Raw genomic sequence first — 15,662 nt, 5'->3', positions numbered from 1 at the left:
TTCTCTCTCCATTTGCTCAGAATTTTATTTTTTCGTACGCCACATATTAGAGTAATGATACGACAAAATATTACTTTTCGCAATGTACGCCAGAGCGGGCGCCATCCGAATGTGCGAATGTTGAGGCCCATGTCCCGCCGCGTCAATAAACGCATGAAGGACATGCCGTCACGGAAGCCTTATTATCAGAGCCGTACAAGCGAAATAATTCGCTATAGAGCGCAGGACGTTATGTATGAAGCCTTCTTCTGCTTATTTGCTGAAGCCGCTTATTGATGTCGGCAATCCACGCCTCATCCTCGAGCGACTGTGCCAGCAAGTGCAGATCAAGAAGCATATTCACCCGCTGCTCGATCAGCGCCTCAACTTCATGCAACTCTGGCTGCTGCTTGTTCGCTTTGGCTTCCACTAACAAATCTGCCCATTCATTGCATTCGTTAAACAGGAACGTGCCTTTATTTGGCTCAGCCCCGAGCTGGGCAATCAATCCGGTCAAATCCGGCTTTACCTCCGGAATCACTTCGCTTCTGCTGCAGGTCGTGCAAGAGAAGATCGGCACATTGTCGATCTCAACCTTTCCTGAATAGATGACGGTGCGCAGCTTCATCGTCATCGTCTCACCGCAATGGCATGTCTTACGCAAGATGGTCAGCTCCTTCTCATAGCGGCAGAACCGCTATCTTACCTAATCGTATTCCTACTGAGAGTGAGTAAAATATTCGACCTTTTTTGGCAAAACTCCTGCTTATACGGCTATGTAATTTTTACTACTAAAAGTCATGAAAGGCGGTCAAGCCGCAATGCGCCGCCACATTCGGCGAATGACCGGAATCGACACCAAAATCGTCCAAATGGCTGCCCCGATCATATCATTGCGCACATCCATGATATCCATCATTCTTCCATCTACAAACAACTGATGGTACTCGTCGGTCACACCATACAAGCCGCATAACAGCACAATGGCAATCTTCATCAACAGCTTATCTGAGCGTACGCCAAAGCCATAATCAAAAGTGGCTGCAAGAATAAAATAACTGACAAAATGTCCCCAATTAAAATCCGTCATATTGGGAAATAGCTTCTGAAAAAACGGCAGCACCGTTCCCACTTGATCACCCGTTCGGGACGACAGCGTAAATATGACAGCCATCCAAAGCACGGCGGGTATGAACCGGATAAGCCGGCGCCCTGACAATAGCTTTTTTTTATAACTCATTTGATTCATATATACTCCTTCGCTACAATATGAATGTAACCATTTCATGGAGAGGGAGGGGATCTCATGTCCTTGCAGAACCAAACGGTGATCTGCCTGCTAGACGATGAATTCGAGGATTTGGAGCTATGGTATCCCGTCTACCGCGTACGCGAAGCCGGAGCTACCGTCTTATATGCCGGTCCAGAGAAGGGAAAAACCCATATTGGCAAATACGGCGTACCGGCCGTTGCCGATCTGGCATTTGACGAAGTGAACAGCGAGGAAATCATTGGTCTTCTCGTGCCGGGCGGCTGGGCGCCGGACAAGCTGAGACGATATCCTAAAGTGTTGTCGCTCGTTCAGGAGCTGAATGCGGCGAACAAGCCGATCGGGCAAATCTGCCATGCCGGCTGGGTGCTCATCTCCGCCAAAATCCTGGAGGGCCGCCGGGTGACGTCCACTCCCGGCATACGTGACGATATGGAGAATGCAGGTGCGACCTGGCATGATGAGCCGGTGGTCGTCGACGGCAATCTCATCTCCGCGCGCCGTCCGCCGGACCTTCCGCCTTATGCGAAAGCGTTCGTGGACGCATTGGAACAGCGAATGGGTTAACCATTCGCTGTTTTTTCTTTCGGCTCGCGCTTGAAAGCCTCCAGCATAGCGATAACTTCCGAGCTCGTGCGGCACAGCTGCAGCTGATCCAGTAATCCTTTGCTCTCCTCCTGCTTCGTCCCGAGAAGCCGCTCCTTCACATGCAAGATCGAATGGGCCGACATGCTCAGCTCATCGACATCCAGACTCAGCCAGATCGGCAGGGCTCGCATGTCCCCGGCCAACTCGCCGCATACGCCTACCGTAATACCGGATCGCTTCGCAGCATCCACCGTCAGCTTCAGCATCCGCAGCAGCGCCGGATGAAAAGGCTCATACAGATGGGAGATTTCTTCATTCATGCGATCTACCGCAAGCGTGAATTGCACGAGATCATTGGTCCCGATGCTGAAGAAATCGACCTCCTGCGCCAGCAAATCCGCGATCATGACGGCCGCAGGCACTTCGATCATAATGCCGACCTTCATCCCTTTGTCATAAGGAATACCTTCCTGCTCCAGCTCCATCTTTGCTTCGTTCAATATCCGATTGGCGCTGCGCACTTCGTCTACCGACGAGATTAGCGGATACATCAGCTTCACCTGCCCGTATACGCTTGCGCGAAGGATCGCACGAAGCTGCGTCTTGAAGAGATCGGTGCGGTCAAGCGAAATGCGAATGGCGCGGTAGCCCAAGAACGGGTTGTCTTCCTCTGGCAGCTCAAAATAATCCAGCTGCTTGTCTCCGCCTACATCCAGCGTTCGAATAACAAGCGGATCTCCGTCCAGCTTCTCAGCGACGCTGCGGTACACCTCGAACTGCTCCTCTTCCCGTGGAAAACGATTGCGGTCCATATATAGAAACTCGGTTCGGAATAGCCCTACGCCATTCGCACCGCTCGACAGTGCAATCTCCAGTTCCTTGATGGAGCTGATATTCGCCTCCAGACGCAAAGCTTTGCCATCGGGTGTCACCGAATGACGCGTGGCGAAATGCTGAAGCTTCTTCTTCTCTTCCTTCTGCGTGTCATGCAGTTGATTATAGCGTTCGATGACAGCCTCTACGGGATCGATATAGACTGTGCCGTCGCTGCCGTCAATGACAATGGTCTGACCAGTCATAATCGGTTCTGTCAATCCTTGTTCCACGCCTACCACGAGCGGAACGCCCAGCGCTCTGGCCATGATCGACGAATGCGAGGTCGTGCTGCCTGCCAGCGTCACAATGCCAAGCACATGATCCGGGTTAATATGGGCGAGCTGGGAAGGCGACAGCTCCTTCGCAATAAGGATGAAGGGCTGCGTGTCCACCGGCAGCGCAATCTCCGGTACGCCGAGCAGATGCTTGAGAAGGCGATTGCCGACATCCTTAATATCAAGCGCCCTCTCCTTCATGTAATCGTCGTCCAGCAAGTCGAACATCGTGACGAAGTGATCGATCGCTTCCTTCACCGCCACTTCGGCCGCCTTGTACTGGCGCTGGATAATGCCCTGAATTTCATTCATGAAAACCGGATCATCCAATATGGCGAGATGAGCGTCGAATATATTCGTCTCTTCCGAGCCGACGACCTCCCTCAGCTCATCCTTGATCTGCTCGATCTCATGCTTCGATGTCCGAATGCCTTCATATACCCGCTCAAACTCGCGGGCGAAGTCGGCTACATCGATCTTTTGGTCCGGCACTTCCCACTCCCAGTTCGGCAGCACGAACGATTTTCCGATCGCGATGCCTGACGAGGCGCCTATTCCTTGAATCATTGCGTTTCCCCTCCACCGTTGCTCTCTTTAAGCACAACTGACATAACCGAAGACTGTCCTTTCTTCACCGCTTTGAACGGCGCAAAGCGCCATGAGCGGACCCGATCGGAATTGGTGATGACCATTGGCGTGGCAAGTGACTTGCTCTCCTTGCGCACCTTCTGCAGATTAAAGCGGATCAGCAGCATCCCCGGCGTCACCTCGTCGCCTTCCTTCACGACCGCCTGGAAGTATGACTTTCCGGCGAGCTTGGACGTGTCGATGCCGATATGCAGCAGCACTTCCAGACCTTCTTCTGTCTTAATCCCAATCGCATGCATCGTCGGATAAATATGGATGACTGTTCCCTTTACAGGCGAGACAAGCTCGCCCTTGTCCGGCAGGAAGGCGACGCCTTCTCCCACCAGCTTGCCGGCAAAGATCGGATCCGGCACTTCCTCAAGCGGAATCATCCGTCCCTGCATCGGCGAATGGAACAACACTTGCGCCTGGTCTCTCTGAATGGCCTTCATCATTTCCTCGCGAATCAGCTCGGAGTACGTGCCGAACACGACCTGGACATGGCCTCCGCCCAGTCGTATGACGCCCGCCGCGCCAAGATTGCGAAGCGCGTTAATATCGAGCACCTTCTCATTGGATACCTTCAGCCTGAGACGGGTAATACAGGATTCCATCTGTATAATGTTCTGCTTACCGCCAATCGCTTGCAGAATGAGCGGAGCGCGATACGGAATATCGCCAGCCCACTCATCGAGCTGGGAGCCTTCCTCGCGTCCAGGCGTCGGAATGCGGAAGCGGCGAATAGCCCAGCGGAACAAGACATAATAGACGATGCCTACGACGATACCAATCGGAATCAGCAGCCAGCCCCGCGTGGCGAGATGTTCATTAATGACAAAGTCGATCGCTCCCGCCGAAAAGGAGAAGCCGTGCAAGATGCCTAATTCGTAGGTAACCCACATAATAATGCCGGATAGGATCGCATGCACAACGTACAAATACGGCGCTACGAACAGAAAAGCAAATTCAACCGGCTCCGTTACGCCTGTCAGGAACGAAGCAAGCGCAGCATAGAGAAACGTTTTCCGAATCTTGGGCTTAAGGTCTTCCCTTGCCTCATGAATAATGGCAAATGCAATGGCCGGCAGCGCAAACATCATCGTCGGATACAAACCGGCCATGAAGCTTCCCGCTGTAGGATCGCCGGCAAAGAACCTCGGCAAGTCGCCGTACACCATATTCCCGGCTTCTGTCTCATAGCCCCCAATCTGGAACCAGAACACATGGCTGACCAAGTGATGCAGGCCAAAGACGACTAAGATCCGGTGGATAAACCCGTAAAGGAATATGCCAAAGCCGCCTCCCGATGCGACGATATCACCCAGCTTGACCAGCAAGGCTTCCAGATAAGGTGCTACATTAATCATGCCAATTGAAAATAACAACGCGATAAAGCTGACAAAAAGCGGAACAAATCGCGGACCGCCAAAAAACTGGATATATTCCGGCAATCTTAAATCCTTGAACCGTTCATGACTGATGCCCGATATAATCCCAATAATAGCTCCGATCATTACCGTTGGCTCAATGTTCCCGTCCGCAGAGCCTGTAATGCCGGTATAAATAATCATGCCGATCAAAGAGGCCATTCCGGCAGCTAACGCATTGCCGGTTAGACCAAGCGCGACGCCAAGCGCGAATATAAACGGCAAATACATAAAGATGATCTCGCTTGCCGCTTGAAGATGCGCAGGCATACCGGGTAAACCTATGTAATCCCAGGGCAGCTGGCTCAAGCTTAAAAACACAGCCGCGCCAGGCAGCACGATCATTGGCAGCATGAAAGCTCTGCCCAATTGCTGCAAGCTCCCTATGAATGTCATTCTGAACCTCCTAAAACGTCAAATCGCATGTATATGCTTAGTCTGTCTCATTCACATCTATTACGATGTTAAGCTCTCGCTCCCCATTTGTCAAAATAAAAAGACGGGCCTTTCGGCCCGTCCTTCGTTGATGATTCTATCCCGTAACGAACGGATTCTTAACGGGAGTATTGATTCGATTGCGCGCTGGAGGACTGATAACCATATCGCGCAATAACCGGGCCGGATTGCTCGTAAGCATTCGTCGCTTGGTATACCGGGTTAATGGACGTGTTGGAATGAACAGGTCCATGAGACTGGTATCCCGCTTGGCCATACGATTGTTGCGAATATTGAGCCGGTTGATACGATTGTTGGCCGTATTGTTGCTGGCTAAAGCCTTGGTTTTGTGCATCTGGACCAGATTGATAGCCATAGCGCGCAATAACCGGACCTACGTCGCCGAATGCAGTAGCAGGCGAGCTTGCATGGCTTTGCACCGGCCCATGGGATTGGTACGCGTGATTCGAAACGGCCGGCTGCGAGTAGGAATGAATGGCTGGAGCAGCATGCTGCTGGTAGCCATATGACGAATGCTGGGACCCGGCGTTATTGTAAGACGGGCTTACAATAGATTGGGATTCCCGGCCAAACGACGGGTAGCTAAGTTGTCCTTGATAATGGGACTGAACATAGCCAGATGGTTGGAAGTTTTGGCCTGCATTCGAAAACTGTTGTTGTTGACCGCCTTGGTACTGTGCCGGCTGTTGCGAATATTGATTCACGTTGTGTCCTCCTTGGGTTTCACCATAAGTCTTCAGAAAGCAAAGCGAAAGCCGCCTATAGCTGCGGTCATCCCCTTCACTTCAGAAGCCTTTCTTATTGTGGAGTAGACACGTCTGAATTATGAGCGTCAGGTTTTGGATTTTCCGCCCGGCAGAAGAATGGAATCTTCTACCTTGATGCAGCGATCCATAATCACGTTCAAACCTTCCGAAGCTGCAATCTCGCCCGCTTCCTCATTCAAGATGCCAAGCTGCAGCCAAAGCGTCTTCACGCCGATCGCCACCGCCTCTTCCGCAACCGGCGGCGTATGCTCGCTGCGGCGGAAGACGTTCACGATATCGACAGGAACAGGAATGTCGCTTAACTTGGCATAGCTCTTCTGGCCCAAGATCGTATCCGCGTTGGGATTAACGGGAATGATCGTATAGCCTTTGGCCTGCATCGCCTCTGACACCATATACGATACTCGCTCAGGATTATCGGACAAGCCGACAACCGCAATCGTATCGCTGCCGCTCAATATCTCTTTGATCTGCTCTCTGTCCGGGTTTTGAAAAGACATGGCTGCACCTCCAAAAAAGTGGGTAATCTGTTAGTGCGATCCCTCGACCCATTCCACCTGAGCGCCGAGCGCCGTCAGATGATCGAAGTAGATCGGGTAGGACTTGGCTACATGATGTGCGTCATGGATACGAATCGGCTTCTTCGAGCGCAAGCCGACAATAGATAACGCCATAATAACGCGATGGTCGTAATGCGCATTGATATCGACGCCGCCTTCAACGCCTTCCGGACGCCCGTGTACAATAATCTCACTTTGGCGTTCTTCCACGTTGGCCCCCGCTTTGCGCAGCTCGTTCAAGTAATCGGTAATGCGGTCGCATTCTTTGTAACGCAGATTCTCTACATTGTAGAAGCGAGATGTGCCTTCGGCGAACACAGCTGCTGCTACCATAGCCAGCACCGCATCCGTCGCATGGTCGCCATCAAATTCCACTGCCTTCAGCTTGCCAGTGCCCTTCACATGCACTACGCCGTTCTCATGCGTAAGCGGCACTTCCATCATCTTCAGCACGTCAACAACCGCTCGTTCGCCTTGCTTGCTGTTCTCCATCAGACGGTTCACGATAACATCCGACTCCGTAACGGCAGCCGCTGCCAGAATTGCAGCAGAACCAGGGTAGTCCCCTTGAACATGGTACGTCTTCGCCTGATAGCTCTGACGGCCCGGCACACGGAAGCGCATGTAATCTTCATCGGCATGTATAACAATGCCCGCTTGCTCCAATACTTCAAGCGTCTGTCCCACTACAACCTTAGACTTCAGATCATGCAACACTTCGATTTCGCTGTCCTCGTCCAGAAGCGGCGTAAGAAACAGAAGCGCGCTCAGGAACTGGGAGCTGATATTCCCAGACACTTGAATATGTCCCCCGCGCGGCTGTCCGCCCTTGATTGTAATCGGCAGCTTGCCTTCATTATGCTCAATTGTAACGCCCATCTTGCCAAGCGATTCGATCAAATCATGATGCGGACGCTTGCCGAGGGAATCCGGGTAACGATTGATAAAGGTTACGTCAGGGCATAGGGATGCAATCGCCATGAGGAAGCGCAGCACAGCGCCGGCGTTGCCAACATCCAATTGATCGACCGCTTTCGGATGGCGGCCAAATCCTGTAATGACAATTTTCTCATCGTCTTCTTCTACGGTTGCGCCCAGATCGCGAATACAACGGCGCATCGCATCGCTGTCCTCGCTATGAGCCGGATAATATATCGTGCTCGTGCCTTCCGCCAGTGCGGCGACAAGCAGGTAGCGTGTCGTATAGTTTTTGGAGGACAGGGCCTCAATTCTTCCTTGCAGCTTTGGAGTCGGCGTTACGATTACATCCATCTTCAATAGCTCTCCTTCAACATTATGATTTATGGGAAAGTGGAATGTTGCTTCCACGCCATTACAATACGGTCAACGACATCTTCGACCGACAGTTCCGTCGTATCGACTGTCAAGTGGGCAAAATCATAAGCGCCCTTCCTCGTCTTCAGGAGCCCGTAGACGCGTTCGCGAACAGCGCCTTTCAGCAGCGGTCTGGACTTGTCCAGCAGCACCCGGGCAATGATCCTCTCCGGATCGCAGGACAACGCGGCCACGAAGCCATGCTTCAGCATGGCGCTGCGGTTCTCCTCGCGCAGCACAGCCCCGCCTCCAGTAGCGATAACAGCATGCGAGGGCTGCTCCAGCAGCTTGCGCAGCTCACGGGATTCCATATCGCGGAACGCTTGCTCTCCGTCTTCAGCGAAGATGTCTGAGATGCTGCGGCCTGCCGCGCGCTCCACCTCTTCGTCCGAATCGGCACAGCTCCACTCCAGCTTCTCCGCAAGCAACCGGCTTACGCTGGATTTGCCGGTCCCCATGAAGCCGATCAATATTACCTTTCCTTTCGGGGATACTGACAAGATCATCATCCTTTTGCCCTTTAAAGGCGTGAATTCTTCCATATCATATCATTTTTTTGCGAGAAGAGGGTATAAAAAAGTTGATTATGCCGTATGGATGATAAAGATGCATAGCTGATGCATATTCCATGATCGGAGTGACTGCGCTTATGTCAAGCGAATCCTACCCCAATTCCCTATTCTTAACGCAAAAAAGAATCGACCTCATCCTTGACCCCGAGCATCCCCTATGCCGAGATGATGTGGTATGGATGCTGGGTTATATCAAAAAAAAGGTGGCTGACGAAGACCCATCGTTGATGGGACTGTCGCAGCCACGCCTGTTGCAAAACTTTCTATACTTTGCCGAAGCCTCCATGGCGCTTATTCAGCGCAGGCATTACTGCGATCAAGAAGCTGACCGGTTAAGACTCTGGCTTAAGCAAGCTTCCCATGGCCTTATCCAGGACCGTGAGTCTTAGGATTGCAGCCAGTTGAAGTGGAACGAACCTTCTTTGTCCACACGCTTGAACGTGTGAGCTCCGAAGTAATCGCGCTGCGCTTGCAGCAGGTTCGCTGGCAGACGCTCAGTGCGGTAGCTGTCGAAGTAAGCCAGCGCGCTTGCGAACGCCGGTACCGGAACGCCGCTAGTCACAGCTGTTGCAACCACTTCACGCCATGCGCCTTGGTACGATTCCACGATATTTTGGAAGTACGAATCAAGCAGCAGGTTGCGCAGCTCAGGATCGCGGTCATACGCGTCTTTAATATTTTGCAGGAAGCGGGCGCGGATAATGCAGCCGCCGCGGAAGATCATCGCGATGTCGCCGTAGCGCAGATCCCAGCCGTACTCTTCAGATGCAGCGCGCATTTGTGCGAAGCCTTGTGCATATGAGCAGATTTTGCTCGCGAACAGCGCTTTGCGAACCGCTTCGATGAAGGCTGCCTTGTCGCCTTGGAATGGAACCTTCGCAGGCCCTTTCAGCACTTTGCTTGCAGCGACGCGCTCATCCTTCATAGCGGACAAGAAGCGCGTAAATACGGATTCAGTAATGATGGACAGCGGAACGCCCAGATCAAGGGAGCTTTGGCTTGTCCACTTGCCTGTGCCCTTCTGGCCGGCAGAGTCCAGAATAACGTCAACCATCGGTTTGCCCGTCTCTGGATCATACTTCGAGAAGATATCACGAGTGATCTCGATCAGGTAGCTGTCCAGCTCGCCTTTGTTCCACTCTGTGAAAATTTCATGCAGTTCTTCGGTGCTGACGCCCAGCACGTTCTTCAGCAGGTCATAAGCTTCGCAGATCAATTGCATGTCGCCGTACTCGATGCCGTTGTGAACCATCTTCACGTAATGGCCCGCTCCGTCGGGACCGATGTACGTGCAGCATGCGTCTTCGCCGACTTTGGCAGAGATAGCCGTCAGAATCGGCTCAACCAGCTCATAAGCGGACTTCTGGCCGCCAGGCATGATGGACGGTCCTTTCAGTGCGCCTTCTTCACCGCCGGATACGCCAGTACCGATAAAGCGGAAGCCTTTCGCCTCCAGATCTTTGCTGCGGCGCTGCGTATCAGGGAAGTACGCGTTGCCTCCGTCGATGATGATGTCGCCTTGATCCAGAAGCGGAACAAGGGAATCGATTGTTGCGTCCGTACCTGCGCCTGCTTGTACCATGATTAGAATTTTGCGAGGCGTCTCAAGAGATTGTACAAATTCTTCAATTGTAAAAGTAGGCACCAGGTTTTTGTCGGCCGCTTCCTTCATCAGCTCATCCGTCTTCTCGCGGGAACGGTTGAACACGGATACCGTAAAACCTCTGCTTTCAATATTAAGAGCAAGATTCTTGCCCATGACGGCCATTCCGATTACGCCAATCTGTTGTTTTGACATCTGGTTCTTCCATCCTTCGTCATTATATTTAGTCACAATAGCTTTATTCTACTCTTTTTGAACGGATATGAAAACCGTTTGCTCCGAAAAATGTCGCTGTGAGCCATTAGTTTTCTTAACTGAAGTCCAAAGTTTTTCTTATATCCGCTCATTCGCACATAAAAACGACCCCATGCTTTTCGCCCCCGGCGTCCGGCATAAGATCGTTCTAATTGAAGACTTTGGCGATGGAAAATCATCCGTTACAGCTCCAGCTGCAGCATCTCTGACCGAAGCGCAGTCAGCCGCTCCTTCGATAATGTAACCGCTTCCTCGTCATTGGCCTCCAAAGCCTCGTGCAGGACAGACAACTCGTAGTCCAGCTCATACCTAAGCACGGCAACCCGCTCCTCCGCCCGCTTCGATTGAAAGGCTTTGATCATTTCTTCTATCGTGACAAAAGGTTTCTTCTGATAAATAATCCGGTGCTCCATTCCTGACACCTCCACAAGTCGTATAATCTCACCGAACATAATATTCTCGATTACGATTTGACGATCCTTGATCCGCTTCACGACCGCATGTCCACGTGTGTCATTAATCAGCTTTTCCAGCAGTTCTGACAGCTTTTCATCCTTGATGACATAATCGCCTACAATTTTGTACCGGTTTTTCATACGTTGGAAATGCAGCTTCACCAGCTTGCGTCCGGTGCGTATCGACACCAGAAACTGTCCCTCCGTCTCGCTCCAATACAAGGAGTACCCTTCCTGAATAAGATCACGGATGAGATTTTGGATTTGCCGGCGTTCGAATCGCAGCTCCAAATTGCAATACTCGACCTCATAGCTTTTGTTCACGGCAATCCCTCCCTTGGTCAGTATAGTTGACGAAATGTTCTGATAATTTGTTCTTATTAATATCTTATACTCCATCATATGTTATGGCAACTTGGATTATTGACTAATTTTCCGAAGAGACCGTCTTTACGTTCAAAAAAAGGCTCTCTGCTGCCCCTCCGGTTGATAAGAACTTCGAATTAGCCTATAATGATAATTATTATTTTTTGAGACACGTTATTGTTCATATAACTAATATTTCGTACAAAGGAGCTCTGATCATGACGACCACTTCCACCGCCTTACCCTCCTCCTTGGAGGGCTTTACATCCCATGATTTCGATGTATTCCAGATGCAAGGCCTTGAGGAGCGCATGCAAGGGATTCAGGAGAGAATCCAGCCCAAATTCCGGGCGCTGGGCGAGCGTCTAACGGCCGAGCTTGCACCGTCAGCCGGGAAGGAGATGCATCTGCATATTGCCCGGCATGCGCGACGCAAAGTGAATCCGCCGAAGGACACCTGGTTATCGATATGCGATAACAAACGGGGCTACAAGGCTCATCCCCACTTCCAGCTGGGGCTGTTCGATGACCATCTGTTCCTGTGGCTTGCCTTGATCTATGAGGTGCCGAACAAAAAAGGAATTGCCGCTCATCTGATGAACCATCTGGATGAGGTAAAGACTGCTGTGCCTGCCGATTATGTGCTGTCGATGGACCACATGAAGAAGGATTGCACGGTCATCGGCGACATGTCCGATGAGGACTGGAAGCAGGCGCTTATCCGCTTCCGCGACGTGCAGAAAGCAGAGCTGCTCATCGGTCGTCATGTCAAAGCCGACGATAAGCTGCTGCATGACGGCGACGCTCTGCTCGCTTACGCATCGTCCACCTATGAGCAGCTCATGCCAATCTATCGGATGGCTTGCTCGGTTTAATGAAACGGTACTCATATGTAGAAATAGGCTGCCCGGGCGTTGTTTCCGGACAGCCTTTTTTATAGGGTGCTCATAGAGCGCACTTCCGACAGCTTATTAAATCTCGGATGCAGCCGCTGCTTCTGCCACTCCTTCGCGACGGACGTCCCTTCTCTGCCTGCGGGACTTCTGGAAGAACAGCAGCTCATACACGCATGGAACGATAATGAGCGTCAGCAGCGTAGCGGCGGTCAAGCCGCCAATGACGACGATGGCTAGGCTCTGGGATACAATGCTGCCGGATTCATGATTGCCGAATACGAGCGGCAGCATGGCGCTGATGGTAGCAAGCGCGGTCATGACGATGGGCCGCATTCTGGTCGTTGCCGCTTCGATAAGAGCGTCGCGCACCGTCATGGTCGCTTCGTTCTGCTTCACCCGGTCGATCAGTACGATCGCATTCGTCACGACGATGCCGATCAGCATGAGGGCTCCGAACATCGACGTGAAGTCCGGTGTGACCCCGGAGACCAGCAACCCTATAATCGCGCCGATGGCTGCAAGCGGCAGCGAAATCATAATCGCAAGCGGTGCTCTAAGCGTCTTGAACGTCAGCACCATAATCAGATATACGAGGCCGATCGAGATCAGTGCGGTGAAGCCCAAATCCGCAAAATCATCCATCTGATCCGCAGAGGCCCCGCCTACCGATGCCTTGACGCCATCCGGTAGCGCCAGGGCGGTCACTGCTTTCGTAATATCGGCGCCAATAACGGAAAGCTGCTTCGGGTCTACACTGGCAGTGACGCGAAGATAGGGTTTGCCATCCTTGTGATAATACAGCGACGGCTGCTCTGACTTCGTCAGTTCCGCTACCGAGCCGATCGGCTGCGGACCTTCATCCGTCATAACGGTTAGCGCGTTCAGCTCATTCCGGCTGCCCGGACTCGCAACAGGAAGCAGCAGCACCCCCGTCTCTTCTCCGGCTACCTGTATAGCGCCGATCGGCGTCGGATTCAACAAGCTGTGCAATTGCATCGCCACTTGCTCCCCGCTCGCCTTCTCCGGCTTCAGATGATACGTATACACGGTTTTCTGCTCCTCCAGGTTGCTCTCTACCTTCAGCACGCCTGTAATAGATGCGATTTCCTGCTGAAGCTTGGCAGCTGTCTCTGCCAATTGGTCCAGATGATCCCCTGTCACATCGACATAGATCGTCGATGAACCGCCGCCCATCATCAGATCCACGGCATTTGCCTGAAGATCAGCTTTTGCATACTCCGACTTCTGACTGCGCACATCCTCCATAAAGGCTTCGGCATCGACTCCTTCCTTCAAGTCAACAATGTACGAGACCAGGGTAGGTGAGCCAACTTGCCCATATTGCGCACTGTCGGCGCTATTGCCCAGCGACATCATGACCCATTCTACCGAAGCATGGTTCAGCATATAGCTCTCCAGCTTCTCACCCGCGCTTCTAACCTCGCTGGACGGCGTATCGCCGGCATAATGGAGCTCGACGCTTACGTTCTCCGCACTGGAGGAATCCAGCGCCCCCTTGGGCATCGCCACATAGGCGCCGACCGAGCCAGCGAGAAGCACAACCGACAGGACAAGCGGCAGCCACTTATGCCTCAGGTTCCAGGCGATAAAGGCCGAGAAGCGCGACGAACCCGTATGCGCCGCCTCCTTCGTTCCACGCAGCAATACGGCGCTGAGCAGCGGCACAACGGTCAAGGCTACAAGCAGCGAAGCAAGCAAGGAATACGTGACGGTCAGGGCGAAAGGAAGCAGGAAGTCCTGCAGCGAGCCGCGAAGCAAGCCCATTGGCAGGAAGACGGCTACGGTTACGATCGTGGACGATGTAATCGCCGACGCTACTTCCTTCGTCGCATCCGTAATGAGCTTGATGGAGAACGCCTCTCGCTGAAGCCTTCTATAGATGTTCTCGATGACGACAATGCTGTCGTCCACCAGCCGGCCGACTGCGACAGCAACACCGCCCAGCGTGATGATGTTGAGCGACACGCCGGATACTTGCAGCAAGTACAATGTGATACCCAGCGATAGCGGAATCGAAACGATCGTTACGATCGTCGCTTTGAAGTTGCGCATGAAGAGCAGGATGACGATCGTTGCGAACAATGCGCCGAGCAGCACTTCCCTCATCATGCTATTGACGGAATGCGTGATCGACTCGGAGGTGCTTAGCGGCAGCGTCAATTCAATCCCGTCATGCTCCGCATTCAGCTGCTCCATCTTCTCCTTGATCCCGTTGCCGACCTTCACCGCATTGGCTTCTCCCGACTTGGCGATCGTAATCATGACCGCTTCCTTGCCGTTCATACGGCTTATGCTGTCCTGAGAAGCCCCAATTTCCACTTCTGCGACATCGGCAAGTTTTATTCCTGGCACTACCGGCAGCGATTCCAGCATTTCCTTGCCGGATACGGTATCGACGACATTCACATTGGCGAGAGTGCCTTCGATGTTTTTCTCACCGAGGGATACCGACACACCTCTGCCTTGAAGCACGCCCAGCAAGGCTTGAACAGGAACGCCGGCAGCCTCCAGCTTCTTGGCATCGGGTTTTACGGTTACCGTCGAATGGGACCGTCCTGTGACCACAATCTGCCCGGCACCTTCCATATTTTTGAGTGAAGCAAGGACGCTCTCCAGCTTCTTCTCCTTCTCCGTCTGGCTAAGTCCAGCTTCATAGGAAAGCATCATCCAGCCGATTGGAATCATCGAGGTGTTCTGCTGAACGACAAATGGCTTCATGACACCTGCCGGCAACTTCACAGCAGCTATTGCAGTCTCGATCTCCGCCTTCGCTTCCTTCATGTCTGTCTTGGAGTCGTAATGTACAATAATTTGCGAATAGCCGTCTCCCGTTGTAGAGAAAACCGACGTCTTTCCTTTCACGAACATTACCGCTTCCTCCAGCGGATTCGTGACTTGCTTCTCCATGGTGCCGGCATCGCTACCTTGGCCCATAGCCGCAATCACAACCTGCGGATTGTCCGCCGACGGCAGAAATTCCATCGGCAGCCGGAAATAGCTGATCACCCCCATAACTAGCGCCATTACGACCAATAAGCCGATCGCCGCCTTGTTACGGAAAGACCATTTTGTCATTTTGTGCATCATTCAGGCTCAATCTCCTTCTCCAACTTTGGTGATCTGTTTTGTCTGTTCTAATCATACGGATTGGAAAAGAACAGGAAAAACGTCTCGAGACGGTTATTGAACCTCTTCGCTGGGCGGAGCCTGAATTAGACTTTGGTCGGGGAAAATAGGCATTCCAAAGACCGACATGCATCAGCAAGCAGACAAAACTCAAACATAATGGCCCCCTGCTAAAGAAAAACCCGCAAGACCAGCCATAAGGCTTGTC

14 protein-coding genes are annotated in these 15,662 nt (G+C 52.4%); 3 read left to right on the top strand and 11 right to left on the bottom strand.

Translation table 11 applies throughout. The annotated features are described in order from the left end of the window. Positions 1-229: 229 nt before the first annotated feature. Positions 230-643 carry a hypothetical protein gene (locus AC0YNW_RS03070; RefSeq protein ID WP_387474401.1) on the bottom strand — a complete coding sequence of 138 codons (414 nt, stop codon included), beginning with the start codon at positions 641-643 and terminating at the stop codon, positions 230-232. A gap of 147 nt (positions 644-790) precedes the next feature. Continuing rightward, on the bottom strand, positions 791-1,219 hold the full coding sequence (locus AC0YNW_RS03065; RefSeq protein ID WP_387474399.1) for a VanZ family protein: 429 nt from the start codon (positions 1,217-1,219) through the stop codon (positions 791-793). 66 nt (positions 1,220-1,285) lie between these two features. On the opposite strand from AC0YNW_RS03065, the gene AC0YNW_RS03060 reads away from it, so the two are divergent. Further along, complete coding sequence (locus AC0YNW_RS03060; protein WP_475830701.1) at positions 1,286-1,816, top strand: type 1 glutamine amidotransferase domain-containing protein; 531 nt, start codon at positions 1,286-1,288, stop codon at positions 1,814-1,816. Here AC0YNW_RS03060 and ptsP read toward each other — a convergent pair. From ptsP to AC0YNW_RS03030, 6 genes are all read right to left on the bottom strand, one after another. After that, positions 1,813-3,555 carry a phosphoenolpyruvate--protein phosphotransferase gene (ptsP, locus tag AC0YNW_RS03055; RefSeq protein WP_475830700.1) on the bottom strand — a complete coding sequence of 581 codons (1,743 nt, stop codon included), beginning with the start codon at positions 3,553-3,555 and terminating at the stop codon, positions 1,813-1,815. The genes AC0YNW_RS03060 and ptsP overlap by 4 nt on opposite strands. After that, a complete protein-coding gene (locus AC0YNW_RS03050) occupies positions 3,552-5,438 on the bottom strand; it encodes a glucose PTS transporter subunit IIA (RefSeq protein WP_387474393.1) in 1,887 nt (628 codons plus the stop codon). Before AC0YNW_RS03050 ends, ptsP begins: the two co-directional genes overlap by 4 nt. Positions 5,439-5,596: 158 nt before the next feature. After that, the gene (locus tag AC0YNW_RS03045; RefSeq protein ID WP_475830699.1) at positions 5,597-6,202 is read right to left on the bottom strand and encodes a hypothetical protein; all 606 of its coding nucleotides are present in this window, start codon (positions 6,200-6,202) and stop codon (positions 5,597-5,599) included. Positions 6,203-6,330: 128 nt separating this feature from the next. After that, the gene (locus AC0YNW_RS03040; protein ID WP_475830698.1) at positions 6,331-6,765 is read right to left on the bottom strand and encodes a CoA-binding protein; all 435 of its coding nucleotides are present in this window, start codon (positions 6,763-6,765) and stop codon (positions 6,331-6,333) included. A 30-nt stretch (positions 6,766-6,795) separates the two neighbouring features. Continuing rightward, positions 6,796-8,097, bottom strand: a complete 1,302-nt coding sequence (gene aroA / locus AC0YNW_RS03035) for a 3-phosphoshikimate 1-carboxyvinyltransferase (RefSeq protein WP_475830697.1) — start codon at positions 8,095-8,097, stop codon at positions 6,796-6,798. 29 nt (positions 8,098-8,126) lie between these two features. Further along, positions 8,127-8,660: a shikimate kinase gene (locus tag AC0YNW_RS03030; RefSeq protein WP_475830696.1), complete on the bottom strand. Its 534-nt coding sequence runs from the start codon at positions 8,658-8,660 to the stop codon at positions 8,127-8,129. 149 nt (positions 8,661-8,809) lie between these two features. Between AC0YNW_RS03030 and AC0YNW_RS03025 the strand changes: the two genes are divergently transcribed. Next, entirely contained in the window at positions 8,810-9,121 is a 312-nt protein-coding gene (locus tag AC0YNW_RS03025) for a hypothetical protein (protein ID WP_387474383.1), read from the top strand. On the opposite strand, the gene gndA is transcribed toward AC0YNW_RS03025, so the two are convergent. Further along, positions 9,118-10,530 (bottom strand): NADP-dependent phosphogluconate dehydrogenase, encoded by a 1,413-nt coding sequence (gene gndA / locus AC0YNW_RS03020; protein WP_475830695.1) that lies wholly within the window; start codon positions 10,528-10,530, stop codon positions 9,118-9,120. The two genes, AC0YNW_RS03025 and gndA, sit on opposite strands and share 4 nt — an antisense overlap. Before the next feature lie 242 nt (positions 10,531-10,772). After that, on the bottom strand, positions 10,773-11,369 hold the full coding sequence (locus AC0YNW_RS03015) for a hypothetical protein (protein WP_475830694.1): 597 nt from the start codon (positions 11,367-11,369) through the stop codon (positions 10,773-10,775). A 260-nt stretch (positions 11,370-11,629) separates the two neighbouring features. On the opposite strand from AC0YNW_RS03015, the gene AC0YNW_RS03010 reads away from it, so the two are divergent. Then, complete coding sequence (locus tag AC0YNW_RS03010; RefSeq protein ID WP_475830693.1) at positions 11,630-12,286, top strand: DUF1054 domain-containing protein; 657 nt, start codon at positions 11,630-11,632, stop codon at positions 12,284-12,286. 96 nt (positions 12,287-12,382) lie between these two features. On the opposite strand, the gene AC0YNW_RS03005 is transcribed toward AC0YNW_RS03010, so the two are convergent. Then, entirely contained in the window at positions 12,383-15,415 is a 3,033-nt protein-coding gene (locus AC0YNW_RS03005; protein ID WP_475830692.1) for an efflux RND transporter permease subunit, read from the bottom strand. Positions 15,416-15,662 lie beyond the last annotated feature (247 nt).

Source organism: Paenibacillus sp. J31R120 (genome assembly GCF_056269225.1).
This window is presented reverse-complemented; position numbering and strand designations above follow the sequence as displayed.

Coding starts and splice junctions, on each gene's coding strand:
- AC0YNW_RS03065 (WP_387474399.1), bottom strand. CDS start 1,219: ATGAGTTATAAAAAAAAGCTATTGTCAGGGCGCCGGCTTATCCGGTTC.
- AC0YNW_RS03060 (WP_475830701.1), top strand. CDS start 1,286: ATGTCCTTGCAGAACCAAACGGTGATCTGCCTGCTAGACGATGAATTC.
- ptsP (WP_475830700.1), bottom strand. CDS start 3,555: ATGATTCAAGGAATAGGCGCCTCGTCAGGCATCGCGATCGGAAAATCG.
- AC0YNW_RS03050 (WP_387474393.1), bottom strand. CDS start 5,438: ATGACATTCATAGGGAGCTTGCAGCAATTGGGCAGAGCTTTCATGCTG.
- AC0YNW_RS03040 (WP_475830698.1), bottom strand. CDS start 6,765: ATGTCTTTTCAAAACCCGGACAGAGAGCAGATCAAAGAGATATTGAGC.
- aroA (WP_475830697.1), bottom strand. CDS start 8,097: ATGGATGTAATCGTAACGCCGACTCCAAAGCTGCAAGGAAGAATTGAG.
- AC0YNW_RS03025 (WP_387474383.1), top strand. CDS start 8,810: ATGTCAAGCGAATCCTACCCCAATTCCCTATTCTTAACGCAAAAAAGA.
- gndA (WP_475830695.1), bottom strand. CDS start 10,530: ATGTCAAAACAACAGATTGGCGTAATCGGAATGGCCGTCATGGGCAAG.
- AC0YNW_RS03010 (WP_475830693.1), top strand. CDS start 11,630: ATGACGACCACTTCCACCGCCTTACCCTCCTCCTTGGAGGGCTTTACA.
- AC0YNW_RS03005 (WP_475830692.1), bottom strand. CDS start 15,415: ATGATGCACAAAATGACAAAATGGTCTTTCCGTAACAAGGCGGCGATC.